This window comes from Jiangella sp. DSM 45060 (assembly GCF_900105175.1).
Lineage (GTDB): Bacteria > Actinomycetota > Actinomycetes > Jiangellales > Jiangellaceae > Jiangella.
On sequence record NZ_LT629771.1, the window covers coordinates 3,920,268 to 3,932,968 of the forward strand.

A 12,701-nucleotide genomic window follows, 5' to 3' on the forward strand; every position below is an offset into this window, starting at 1 on the left:
CTCACGTCGGCGCCGACACCGGGTCGAGAGCGTCCTCCGCGCGCAGCTGACGGCTGACGGCGGCCAGTGCCTGCAACGTCGTCCGGACGGCGGGCACGGTCGCCAGCGCGGGCGTCGTGTAGGCACTGATCGCGCGGACGGGTGTGGGCGTGACCGAACGCAGTTCCAGCGTGCCCAGCCGGATCGACGAGAGCATCAGGCCGGACAACAGGGCCACCCCGAAGCCCTCGGTGACCAGGCTGTGCACGGCCACGTAGTCGTCGGTGGAGAACCCGATGTCCGGTTCGAAGCCGGCGTCCTGGCAGGTGTCCATCAGCTGACGGCGACAGCGCGGGCAGCCGGCGATCCAGCGCTCCCCACGCAGCCGGCCGAACGCGATGGGCCGTTCGTCGCCGGCCAGCCTGTGGCCCTGCGGGAGCGCCAGGTGCAGCGGGTCGTCGCAGAGCGGCACCCGCAGCAGCTCCGGCGGCTCGGACTCGGGCGGACGGCGGTAGGTGTAGCCGATGACGATGTCGCACTCGCCCTGGCGCAGCAGATCCAGCGACTCGGGCGGCTCGGCCTCCACCAGGGTGAAGTGGACGCCCGGGTGGTCGCGGCCGACCATGCTCAGCGCCCGCGGCAGGATCGTGGCGCTGCTGCTGGGGAACGACGCGAGCCGCACGGTACCGGTCTCGAGATCGGTGATCGCGGAGACCTCCTTGGTCGCCAGCGCCAGCCGCGCCAGGATGGCGTCGGCGTGCCGCAGCAACACCTCGCCCGCCTCGGTCAACCGCGTCCTGCCGGGATTGCGCAACAGGATCGGCGTGCGCACCGCCCGTTCGAGCGCCCGCATCTGCTGGCTCGCGGCGGGCTGGGAGAACCCGAGCTCACGCGCCGCCGCGGAGAGCGAACCCGTCGCGGCGACCTTCTGCAGGAGCTGGAGGTGACGGATCTCGATCATGCGGGCCTCCCATAAGCAGTACCAATGCAAACGCTAACAAATATGTGTCTTCCTTTGAGGTCGCCTCGGTGTCAGGGTGGCATCATGTCTGCGCTCGACCTCCCCGAACGTCACTGGCTGAACAACGCCCTGGCCGTGCTGGAGGCGGACCACAACCGCACCGGCGACACCCATCTGCTGCGCTTCCCGCTGCCACCGCAGTGGGGCGTGGACCTCTACCTCAAGGACGAGTCGGTGTACCCGACCGGCTCGCTGAAGCACCGGCTGGCCCGTTCGCTGATGCTCTACGGGCTGATCAACGGCTGGATCAGGGAGGGCACGACGATCGTCGAGGCGTCGAGCGGCTCCACGGCCGTCTCCGAGGCCTACTTCGCGCGGCTGCTCGACCTGCCGTTCGTCGCCGTCGTCCCGCGCCGCACCAGCCCGGCGAAGCTGGCCCTGATCGAGAGCTACGGCGGGCGGTGTCATCTCGTCGACGACGCCGCGGCGGTGTACGCCGAGGCGGCCCGGCTGGCGGACGAGCTCGGCGGCCACTACCTCGACCAGTTCACCCACGCCGCGGCGGCCAACGACGCCGCCGGCACGCCGGGGCTGGCGCAGTCGATCATGGACCAGATGCGGCTGGAGCGCCATCCGGTGCCGCGGTGGATCGTCGTCGGCGTGGGCACCGGCGGCACCAGCGCGACGCTCGGGCGCTACGTCCGGCGGCACCGGCTGCCCACCGGCATCGTCGCCGTCGACCCGGAGGGCTCGGCGTACTACCAGGCCTGGCGCACGGGCGACCAGACGGTCACCACGGCCGGCTCGCGGATCGAGGGCATCGGCCGTCCCCGCGTGGAGCCGTCGTTCGTGCCCGGGGTCGTCGACCGGATGCTGCCGGTGCCCGACGCCGCCTCCGTCGCGGCCATGCTCCAGTTGCGTGGCGCCACCGGCAGCGTGGCCGGACCGTCGACCGGCACCAACCTCTGGGGCGCGTTCCAGCTCGTCTCCGAGCTCGTGCGCGCGGGGATGACAGGCAGCGTCGTCACGCTGATCTGCGATCGCGGCGACCGGTACGCCGACACGTTCCACGACGACGCCTGGCGAGCGGCGCAGGGCCTCGACCCGGAGCCGCACCTGGCCGCGATCGAGGACTTCCTCTCCGGCACGCCGGTGCTCGAGCACGTGTGACCCCACGGGCTCGCACTATCGCCCGACGAGACCGCTGCCGCCGTCGACCGGGAGGATGACGCCGGTGATCCACGCCGCGTCGGCCGACACCAGGAACGCCACGGCGGCGGCGACGTCCTCGGGCCGGCCCACCCGCCCCAGCGGGTACTCGGCGGCGCGGCGGTCCAGCAGTGCGCGGTAGTCGGCGGGGTCCATGCCGCTCTCGATCCAGATGCGGCTCTCGACCAGCGAGGGGCGGACCGCGTTGACCCGGACCCCGTCAGGGGCGAGCTCCAGGGCCAGCGCGCGGGTGAACGTCTCGACGCCGCCCTTGGCCGCCGCGTAGGCGCTCACGCCGGCCTGCGGGCTGGCGGCGATGGACGAGCTCACGGTGACGATCGAGCCGCCGCCGGCGGACAGGGCCGGTGCGAACGCCCGGCACGAGTACATCGTGCCGAGCAGGTTGACCTCGACCTGGTGGACGAGGTCGTCGGGCGCCGCCGTGGCGAGCTCGCTCCGGCCCACGATGCCGGCACAGGTGACCAGCGCGTCGACCCGCCCGGTGTCGGCGAGCACGCGTGCGGCGACGGCCTCGACGGCGGCCGGATCGCTGACGTCCGCGCCGTAGCGGGCGCTGGTGCGCCCGACCGGCAGGGCCCGGTAGCCGTCCGCCTCCAGCCGCCGGCACACCTCGAGCCCGATGCCCGCCGTGCCGCCGGTGACGACCGCCACCGGCCGCTCATCGGCCGCGGTCATGACCGGACCCGTTCGGCGTCGTCGAACATGGCGAAGTGGCGGTCGAGATGGTCCCGCGAGGGCGGGGTCGTGACCAGGCTGCCGCCGACGAGGATCAGCACGCCGACGACGCCGGCCGGGAGCGCGGGGTTCCAGCCGCCGAGGTCGAGCGGGATCCAGCCCTGGTACAGGCAGAGGAACAGGCCCTCGGAGACCACCATCGACGCCACCGCCGCGACCGCCGTGGCGCGACGCCAGTAGAGCCCGGCCATCAGCGTCGGGAAGATGAGGAAGACCGCCGGCCAGGTGATACCGAGAATGATCGACAGGATCGTGCTCGGCCCGTAGAACGCCACCAGCAGTCCGCCGGCCACCAGCAGCGGCAGCATGACCCGCGTCGTCAGGGTGAGGAACCGGTCGGACTCGTCGCCGCCGCGGCGGCGCACGACCGGGGCGACGTACTCCTTCGCCACCATGGAGCTCATGGTGAGCACGATCGAGTTCGCCGTGCTCCCGGTGGCGGCGATGATGGCCAGGATGGCGATGAGCGTCAGCCACTCGGGCAGCACATCGATGATCATCGTCGGGTAGATGGCCTCCGGGGCGTCGAAGCCGGGCAGGGTGACGACGCCGACCATGGCGATGAAGAAGGCGAAGACGTAGATGATCGCGGTGCCGAGCGGCAGCGACAGCGCCATGAACTTCAGCGTGCTGTGGTTGCGGGCCGCCATCCACCGCTGCTGCAGCTGCGGCATCGTGAAGTGCGCCGCGGCGAAGATGACCATCACCGAGATCAGGTACGGCAGGCCGAAGACCCCGTTGGGGCCGGGGACGGACAACAGCTCGGGCGACTGCTCCTCGACGGCGTCCATCAGGTCGGTGAACCCGCCGGTGGCGCTGTAGACGAGGATCAGCATGGCCACGCCGAGCAGGATGTACATCAGCGCGCCCTGCACCACGTCGGTCCACACCACGCTGCGGAACCCGCCGGACATCACGTACAGGGTGACCACCACGGCGAGGAAGACCGCGCCGGCCCAGTACGGGATCCCGCCGCCGGTCACGGCCTCGAGGGTCAGGCCGCTGCCGCGGAACTGCGCGCCCATGTACGGCACCAGCGCGACGATCATGATGATCCCGGCCACCAGCCCGACGGAGCGCGCCTGGAACCGGTCGGACAGGTACTCGGTGACGTTGACGAAGCCGTAGCGCCGGGCCACCAGCCAGATACGGGTTCCCGCGAAGTACAGGATCGGGCCGACCACGGCGGTGCTGACCACCTGGATCCACGGCCCGATGCCGTCGGTGTAGTACTGCCCGGTGATGCCGAAGTAGGAGAAGGCGCTGAACAGGGTGGCGGTCACAGTGAAGAAGGCCGGGATCTTCCCGAGCTTGCGGCTGCCGAGGACGAAGTCCTCCATCGTGCTGCTCGTGCCGCGATGGCCCAGGTAGCCCAGGTAGACCATGACGCCGGCGAAGCAGCACAGAGCGATCCACATGGCGGTGACGGACATGTCCTGCCTCTCAGCTCTCGTCGTCGGACGACGGGGAGTTGCGCCTGACGATCTCGGCGTACGGGTCCCAGCGATACGCGATCCAGGCCACGTAGCCGACGGAGCCGGCGGTCCACAGGATCCAGAAGAACAGCGAGGCCGGCATCACCCCGAGGATGATCGGCTCGTGCTCACCCTGGGGCCACGGCGCGACCATCAGGCCGGCCAGGACGAGGCCGACGACCACCGCGACGACACGGCGACGTCGGGTGCCGGGGCCGGTCGGCTGGAGATCCTCACTCACAGTGCGTGGTCCTTCCGCGCGGGGGAACCTGCTGGTCATGTCGGCGGCGCTGACGTGTCCGGACACGGTCGCACGGGTCTGCGGCCAAGGCAATCCACATGATGTTTAACTCTCCCATAGGCAGCGCTTATGTCTGGACCTGGGCCCCGTGGATGACACGCGCTCGTCACGTCGAGTCCCAGCCCACCGCGGGCGCCGCATGGGCGTCGCGCGGTGGGCCGTGGACGTGGGAGACACCCCAGCGCGTCAGGCCCTGACGCGGTCCAGCGGGAGGTGGAGGACGGGCTGCGCGCCGGACGGCGGGTCGCCGGCGGCGAGCTCCGCGATCTGGGCGGCGCTGAGCTCCTGGTCGAACATCCAGACGTCGTCGACCGCGCCGTCGAGCGGGTTGTTGATGCCGTCGACCCGGGCGCCGACGCGGATGCCGGTGAGGGCGCCGGCCGACACCGAGCCCGCGACCGGCGCCGACGTCCCGAGCGGCTCGCCGTCGACGTAGAGCGTCACGGCGTCGTCGCCGCGGGTGAGGGCCACGTGGTGCCAGGCGCCGTCGGCGTAGTCGCCGGCCGCCGCCACGAACCTGTTCTCCGCGCCGGTGTTGACGTGGCCGCGGATGCGTCCCTGCGCCGGCTCCAGCCGGATCCACCACTTCGGGTCGACGTCGCGGTTGGAGTACGCCCACAGGATGGTCTGCAGCTCCGTGCCGTCGCTGCGGAACCAGGCCGCGGCCGTGAACGGGCCGTCGCCGAACTCGAGCGCGGGATCGGCCGGGGTCTCGACGTAGTCGCCGGCGAGCTCCAGGGCGGAGCCGACGACGCCGCCGACGCGCCGCGGCGTCCCGCTGACGACGGCGTCGAGCCCGTGGCCGGACGCGTCGGGCGTGGTGCTGGGCGGCGGCGACGGCGCGTCCAGGGTCGGCACGATCACCCGGGCGAAGCTGATGCGCTGGTGGTATGTCAGCGTCGCGCCCTCGCCCAGCCGGTCGCCGTTCTCGTAGATCACGCCGAGCCGGCGGGCGTTCCCGTGGCCGTCGATCTGGACCAGGTCGGAGTAGCCGGCCGGGCCCTCGTAGACCACCGGGCCGCGCTCCCAGCTGCCGGCGTCGTCGTCGCTGGTCCACAGCGTCAGGTTCTCGCGCGCCGTCCGGTGCCCGGGCGCGGCGAACACGAGCCGCTCGCGCCGGTCGGCGTCGCGCGACAAACCCAGGATCGAGCCCTGGACGACCGGCGCCACGAGGTCGGTGATCTCCTGGTACGGCGTGTCGAACGACGCGCCGCCGTCGCTGCTGACGGTGCCGGCGCGGGCGCCGACACTGGTGCCGTTCTGGTCGCGCGCGTTGAAGTACAGCGTGCCGTCGCTCAGCTCCACGACGGTGTTCTCGTTCGGGTTCACCACGCCCTCCGGTGTGGTGTCCACGCCGCCGAGATGCCAGGTGGCGCCGCCGTCGTCGCTGTACAGCGAGTGGGCGCCGAACAGCCGGTCGTCGGTGCACGCGATGCCCGAGCCGGGCGGTGGCGCGGCCGAGTGGTTGCCGGGGACGACCAGCCGGCCGGCGTGCTCGCCCTGGGTGATCTGGATCCCGTGCCCGGGTCCGCCGACGAAGTGCCGCCAGTCGGCCGGTTTGACGTCGGCGGTGATCTCCACCGGGTCGGACCAGGTGGCGCCGTGGTCGTCGCTGTACAGGACGAACGAGCGACGGGTCTGCTCGGCGTCCGCGCGGCCGCAGCGGATGTCGTCGCCGGAGACGTCGCCGCCGGTCCGGGTGACGTTCAGGACGATGCGCCCGGTGCGCTCGTCGACGATGGGAACCGGGTTGCCGAACTTGTCCGACCCGGCGTCGGCGACCACCTGCAGCGGCCCCCAGGTGCGGCCGCCGTCGGTGGAGCGCTTGAGGACCAGGTCGATGTTGCCGTCGTCGCCCGGGCTGTCGACCCGGCCCTCGGCGAAGGCCAGCAGGGTGCCGTCCTGCGCCTGGGCGACGGCCGGGATGCGGAAGGTGTGGTAGCCGTCCTGGCCGCGGCTGAAGACGGTGCTCTGCTCGATCGCCCGCCCGGGTGGGGCGCCGGCCGCCGATGGGGACCAGCCCGCGCCGGCCGGTCCGGGCACGCCTGCCAGGGCCAGACCGGCCAGGCCGGTCGCGGCGAGCAGGCGGGTGGTGCGACTTTTCGTGGTCGACATCGTGCTCCTTCCTCTCGAGGGGTGGGGCAGTGCGTCAGAACGTCTGCCAGGTGCCGCGCGGCGGCCGCTGGCCGGCGCCGGGCCGCGACCAGTCGCAGACGCCGGACGGGAAGATCTCGAGCAGCCGGGCGTACTCGGCCGGGGTGAAGTCGACGGTGTAGTCGCTCCGGTCGACGTCCTTGCGCCGGCACGCCACGACGTCGTCGGTGAGCGGCGCGCCGGCCACCAGCCGCGGGGTGGAGTAGGCGGGGTACAGCTCGCCGCACACGCCGGCGTTGTCCGGCGTGATCGGCTGGACGATCCGCCGCGGCTCGGCGTCGCGGCTCCAGCAGGCGTCGGTCAGCCCGGCCGGTTTGGCCCGGACCACCCGCCCGTGCGTGGGCGCCGCCTCGTCGCCGGCCAGCGCGGTCAGCCACTGGTCCATGGTGGTCAGCGCGTACCGGAGGGCCGGGCTGGTCAGGCTGAACCCTCCGTACCGGCTGTCCTCGACCAGGAGGACCTGGTTGTCCGCGTCGCCGTTCGCCGCCTCCAGCCGCGCCCGGGTGGCGAACCCGTGCGTCGCCATGTGGATGTCGCCGTTCGCGGCGTCCTCGGAGTACGCGCGGTAGTCGATGATCGGCGTCGTGGCCAGGCCCAGCCCACTGGACAGGATGCGTCCGCTGTCGTACGCGGCGCGCGTGGCGATCGGGTCGGCCACCGTGCGCCCCGTGGTCGGCCGGGCGTCCGCGTCCAGCCCGCCGATGCCCTCGTTGAGGTCGAGGAACTGCTCGGCGCTGATCGCGCCGGACTCGAGCGCGGCCAGGCCGTACTGCACACCCACGTTGTCCAGCGGCCGCCGGGCGAACCCGGTGACCGGGTCGCGTCCGTACACGTTGACGGTGTGGTCGTAGACGTCCCCGCGTGCGCCGCCGGGGTTGGTCAGCGCGTCGTAGCGCAGCTGCGCCGGCAGCTCCGCGGGGAACTCGGCGGCCGGGTCGAGCCGGTTCGCGCCGGCGCTGAGGTTGCCGATGCTCTGCCAGCGCAGGAAGCCGGCGATCTGCCGCTGCTGCTCCTGGCTGAACTCGCCGGGGGCGACGTCGGTGAAGTAGTGCTCGAGCAGCCGGGCGTCGAACAGGGTGAGGTTGGTCGCCGACGCGACGTCGGGAAAGCTGCGCCCGACCACGATGCCGTCGAGCAGACCCGGATAGTTGTCGGCGATCTGATGGCTCTGGTAAGCGCCGCCCGACGAGCCCCAGCCGATGGTGAACAGCGGCTCGCCGTACCGTTCGACGAAGCGCTCCTTCACCATCATCATCGTCTCGGCCGCCAGCAGGTCGTTGCAGTTGTTGCCGAAGACGTTCAGCGACGCCGACGCGACTGCGTAGCCGCGGCCCAGCATCCGCGGGTCCAGCACGCCGCCGGTGTCCGTGCCCTGGGTGTACCAGCCGCGCCGGCAGCCGCCACCGAAGGTGTAGATCAGCCGGTCGTTCCAGCCGGGGCCGCGGCGGTCGAAGGCGGGATCCGGTGTGGCCGGGTCGTGCAGCATGGCGATCTGGTAGATCGCCCGGTTGAGCGTGCCGGTCTCGATCCGGATCAGGAACGGCACGGTCTCGCCGGTGAGGGTGGTCGTCCAGGCGAGGTCGGCGGGCCGCGCGGACGGGTCCGGCAGCGGCTTCGTCTGCCCGCCGGTCGTCCGGTACGCGTAGTCGACCCGCGTGGCGGCCGAGCAGTCGTCGTCGAGCGGCGCACCCAGCGTGCCGCCGCCGACCAGCCGGAACAGGTCGGTCGTACAGGCGAACGGCGTCTGCTGCGGGCCGCTGATCACCGGTCCGGTGGCCGGGTGGTTCGTCATGTCGAGGCGGTCGCGCTGCCGCCCGGCGGTGGCGACGAGGTGGTTGCGGCCCGGCCGCAGCCCGTCGACCAGGCCGGTGAGGGTGTGCGTGGCGGTGTCGGGCCGGAACGCGCCGGTGACGTCGGCGCCGTCGAGGGTGAGCCGCACCTCGTCCAGCGGCGTGTCGCCCGGTACCTCGGCGGCGACCAGCACGTCGCCTCCCGTGACGACCTCGGCCCGGGCCGACAGCGGCACGAGCCGCAACCCGCCGGAACCGGCGGCCACCGGCGGCGCCGAGAGCACCGACGCGAGCGCCGCGACGGCACACGCGGCGGCCAGGATGGGGCGAGAACTCATCGTGGGCCTCCGGATTCCGCGTGGACGGAGAACTCGGCCAGCTGGGTGTTGAGACCCGGCTGGCTCGGATACCACCCCTGGGTGATGTGCAGCCGCACATGACGCGCCCGCGTCGCCGGGAAGATCGTGACGTTGAGGTCGCTGGACCTCGGCGCGTCCACCACCGACGCCACGGTCGTCCACTGCTCACCGTCCAGTGACGTCTGCACGTCGTACGTGCGTGGCGCCCAGTTGCCCCGTCCGCTCGTCCCCACCGACCCCACCGCCGTGGGGAGCCCGAGGTCGACGGCGACGACCTGGGGCCGCTCGGCGGTGGGCGCCTCCCCCGGCGTCTGGCCGTTCGACGCCCAGAACGTCGACGTCTGCCCGTCGGTCAGGAACGACGGCGGACGCTGGTACTGGTAGCTCGATGCCCACACGCGCGGGTACGGGCTGCCGGTCGTGTTGAGCGCCAGGTTGCCGGAGTGCCGCAGGACGACGTGTGCCTGGCCGCGCGCCCCGTTCGAGGCCGCGACGTCGACCACGAGGCCGGACGAACCGGTCTCGTTCGCGCCGTGCAGGGTCACCGTGGTCGTCGCCGCCGCCCCGCCCGGAACCTGCAGCCGCCGTCGCTCCGGTGCGGCGTCGACGCCGTCATCGGTAGTCACGTCGACCGACACCACCACCGGCCGCGGCGAGTGGTTGGCGATGCGCACGCGCGACCGGTTGACGCCGCCGGCCGCCAGCGGCAGCTCGCGTTCGAGCGCCTCGACGGTCAGGGTCGGCTGCGGCGCGTCGACCGGTGTCAGCCGCACCGGCCCGAACAGTCCGTAGTCCATCCGCGCCCGGCCGGCCGCGCCGGTGCCCGGCGCCGCCCGGACCGCGTTGAGCAGTGTCGACGCGACGCGCACCGTCATGGTGTTCTCGCCCGGGCGCAGGAGGTGGCCCACCTCGATGTGCCGGAGGTCCTGCGGGTCCAGCGGTGGCAGCTCGGTGTCGTTCAGGGTGACGGTCGCGGTGTCGACGACGGCGCCGAGGTCGAGCTGCGCGGTGCGGACGCCGTCCCACGAGTCGTCCAGGGTGAACGTGGAGGTGTAGGTCCCGGCGCCGGACACGTCGCCGAGGTCGACGTCGTACCCGTTCGCCGGGGTGACGGCGGACCACGGCGGCAGCGCACCGTGCTCGCCGGCGGTCAGCGCGGTGGCGGGGAGCTGTGCGCGGCCGGTGTCTCCCGGCAGCCCCGACTCGCCCCGGCTCCAGCTCTCGACCTGGAGCGTCCAGTCGTCCAGGACCACCGGGCCGAGCCCGTCGTTGCGAGCGGCCACCGGGTCCGTGCCGCTGCCGGCCGGCGGGCGGAACGTGTCGTCGTCGCGCGTGGTCAGCGCGATGACCCGGGCGTCGGCGGCTTCGAGAGCGACGTCGACCACCACGCCGTCCGCGGTCCGCCGGTAGTCGGTGAGCGGCGTGATCTCGCCGGTCCACGTGTCCAGCTCGTACGGCTGCCCGTCGCCGCTGAGCGTCACCTGCTGCTGTGTCGCCCAGGACCGCTGGTTGAACAGGTAGTAGTAGTCGACGTCCGGGTCGCTGCGGCGCACGCTCAGCACGTCGGCGGAGTCGGCGGCGGGTGCGGCGGCGGGCGTCACCCCGAGGCCGGCGAGCAGGTCCGGCACGGCGTCGAGGTCCGCGACCCGGTGCACGGCGGGCTGCTCGATCAGCTCGGCCAGGACGCGGCCCAGTTCGGCGTCCTGCGCCGCCGCGTCGTGGAAGCCCGGGGTCGACGCGGGCAGGTCGCCCACGACGACGACCGGCAGGCCGTCCCCGGCGAGGTCGAGCAGGCGGCGCGCGGTGTCGACCGCCATCGTCGTCTGGTTCGCGACGACGATGGCGCGGTGGCCGCCGGCGTCCGGGAACAGCCGCCCGTCCGCCACCCGCGCGGACGGCAGCCGCAGGTGGGCCGGGCTGAGGTACTCGTAGGTGTAGCCGTGCCGCGCCAGCGCCGAGTCGCTCTCCAGCAGGGCGTCCGGTCCGGTCAGCCGGGTGGCGGGCGAGCGCAGGCCGAAGTCCTGCAGGTACAGCGCCACGTCGAAGGACGGCCGGCCCTGTCGCAGCACCAGCTGCAGCCGGCCCAGGTGGTCGTTGATCGCCCGGTAGCCGGCCCAGTTCGGCCCGCCCTTGGCGCCCCACGCCTCGGCGAACGAGGTGTTGCCGCCGTACGACATGCCCGGCCAGACGGCCTGCTGGTCCGTACCCTCCCCCTTCGTCAGGTAGGGGTAGCCGTGCCAGATCACCTGCGTCACGCCGCCCGCGTAGCCGCGGTAGACCGAGCGCAGGTTGCCCGGGTCCCGCCAGCCCCCGGCGGTCGACGCCCAGACGCTCTCCCGGGCCGCGCAGCACTCGCTGGACACCACGGGCGTGCCGTTGAGGTGCGCGCCGACGGACACCAGGCGGTACGCCTCGATGTTGTCGTAGAAGACCAGCGACTCCCCCTCGGGCACGTCGACGTGGGTCGCCGCCTCCGAGGTGTCGATGGGCCCGCCGTAGGGCTGGCTGCGCAGTGCCATGCTGCGCTCGTTCGCCCACTGCCGCAGCGGGTCGAGGCGGGCGTCGATGTAGAGGTCGTTCCACGTCTGCCGGTAGTCGGTGCGGATGCGCTCACCGCTGCCGTCGGCGAAGTCGAAGAACGCCGCCTCGGTCAGGCCGCTGGACCCCGCGCCGGCCAGCGCCGGGAGCACGGAGATCGGCGAGTAGCCGCGCCGCCGCTCCCATTCCCCGGCGAAGTCCCACGTCCACTTCTGGTTGTCGCCGAGCTCGAGCGAGTCCTCGAAGAGGTCGACCCGGCCGACGCCCTCGAGCGCCTCGCGCACCGCGGGCGTGAGGATGGACGAGTCGTAGAACTCCGCCGTGGCCTGCACCCCCTGCTCGCTGAGGTGGTCGAGGACGTAGTTCGGCTTGGTGGTCGTGAAGTTGTTGCGCGCCATGCCGTCGGCGGTCTGGACGAAGGCGATCAGCACATAGGTGTCGCCGGCGTCGCCCGGCACGTCGACCCTGAGCGTGCCGTCGTCGCCGACGCTGCCGGTGAGGTCGAGCACGCTGCCGCGATCCAGCAGCCGCGGCCCGGTGTCCTGCGTGTCGCAGGCCGGGTCGGCGCACCGGGCCAGCAGGGCGGCGACCAGCGTGCGGTCCGCGCCCGCCGGCGGCCGCGGCTCGAAGTCGTCCGGCAGGGCGCCGTCGTAGCGGGTGCCGCCGTCGAGGAACGCGTGCGCGAACACCAGCTGTTGCGCCGCACGCGGGTCGTTGACATCGGTGACCGTGGGGACGATCGCCGGCCACCGCGGGCTGATGGTGAAGTCCAGGGCCAGGTCCAGCTCGTCCGCGCGCTCGGCCATGGTCTGGACCTTCCGTGCCCACAGAGGCGAGCCCCAGCCGTACTCGGCGAGGAACCCGGGGTCGAACGCCCTGGGGCCGGTGGCGGTCGTCGTCTGAACCTCCGCGCCGCCGGCCCCGATCGCCTTGATGTCGGCCAGTTCGGCCGCCAGCTGCTCGTCGTCGGTGAAGGCCATCGGCATCCACCAGCGGTACTTCGGCCGCACCTGCGGCGGCGGGTCGGCGAACGTCTCGGCGGTCAGCGCCGGAGCGAGCTCGGCGGCGGAGGCCGGCGGGGCCGGCGGGGCCGCTTGTGTCGGGGGCCCGGCGGCCAGGACGCCGCCGATCAGCGTCGCCGCGATGGAGCTCACGGCCAAGGCTGTACGCATCGTGAGC

8 protein-coding genes are annotated in these 12,701 nt (G+C 72.8%); 1 reads left to right on the forward strand and 7 read right to left on the reverse strand.

The genetic code is table 11. From position 1 onward, the window contains the following. Position 1: 1 nt before the first annotated feature. Entirely contained in the window at positions 2-940 is a 939-nt protein-coding gene (locus BLU82_RS17650) for a LysR family transcriptional regulator (RefSeq protein ID WP_092622453.1), read from the reverse strand. 84 nt (positions 941-1,024) lie between these two features. On the opposite strand from BLU82_RS17650, the gene BLU82_RS17655 reads away from it, so the two are divergent. Then, positions 1,025-2,110: a PLP-dependent cysteine synthase family protein gene (locus tag BLU82_RS17655; RefSeq protein WP_092622454.1), complete on the forward strand. Its 1,086-nt coding sequence runs from the start codon at positions 1,025-1,027 to the stop codon at positions 2,108-2,110. 15 nt (positions 2,111-2,125) lie between these two features. Here the strand turns inward: BLU82_RS17655 and BLU82_RS17660 are convergent, their stop codons facing one another. The 6 genes from BLU82_RS17660 to BLU82_RS17685 all read right to left on the reverse strand — a co-directional run bounded on the left by BLU82_RS17660 (position 2,126) and on the right by BLU82_RS17685 (position 12,676). Continuing rightward, complete coding sequence (locus BLU82_RS17660) at positions 2,126-2,845, reverse strand: SDR family NAD(P)-dependent oxidoreductase (protein ID WP_092622455.1); 720 nt, start codon at positions 2,843-2,845, stop codon at positions 2,126-2,128. Continuing rightward, entirely contained in the window at positions 2,842-4,338 is a 1,497-nt protein-coding gene (locus BLU82_RS17665; protein ID WP_092622456.1) for a sodium:solute symporter, read from the reverse strand. Before BLU82_RS17665 ends, BLU82_RS17660 begins: the two co-directional genes overlap by 4 nt. 10 nt (positions 4,339-4,348) lie before the next feature. After that, the gene (locus BLU82_RS17670; protein WP_092622457.1) at positions 4,349-4,621 is read right to left on the reverse strand and encodes a hypothetical protein; all 273 of its coding nucleotides are present in this window, start codon (positions 4,619-4,621) and stop codon (positions 4,349-4,351) included. Between the two features lie 246 nt (positions 4,622-4,867). Further along, positions 4,868-6,796 carry a sialidase family protein gene (locus BLU82_RS17675; protein WP_092622458.1) on the reverse strand — a complete coding sequence of 643 codons (1,929 nt, stop codon included), beginning with the start codon at positions 6,794-6,796 and terminating at the stop codon, positions 4,868-4,870. A 34-nt stretch (positions 6,797-6,830) separates the two neighbouring features. Continuing rightward, entirely contained in the window at positions 6,831-8,963 is a 2,133-nt protein-coding gene (locus BLU82_RS17680) for a DUF6351 family protein (protein ID WP_197682287.1), read from the reverse strand. Continuing rightward, on the reverse strand, positions 8,960-12,676 hold the full coding sequence (locus BLU82_RS17685) for a glycosyl hydrolase (protein WP_172885636.1): 3,717 nt from the start codon (positions 12,674-12,676) through the stop codon (positions 8,960-8,962). Before BLU82_RS17685 ends, BLU82_RS17680 begins: the two co-directional genes overlap by 4 nt. Positions 12,677-12,701: the final 25 nt, after the last annotated feature.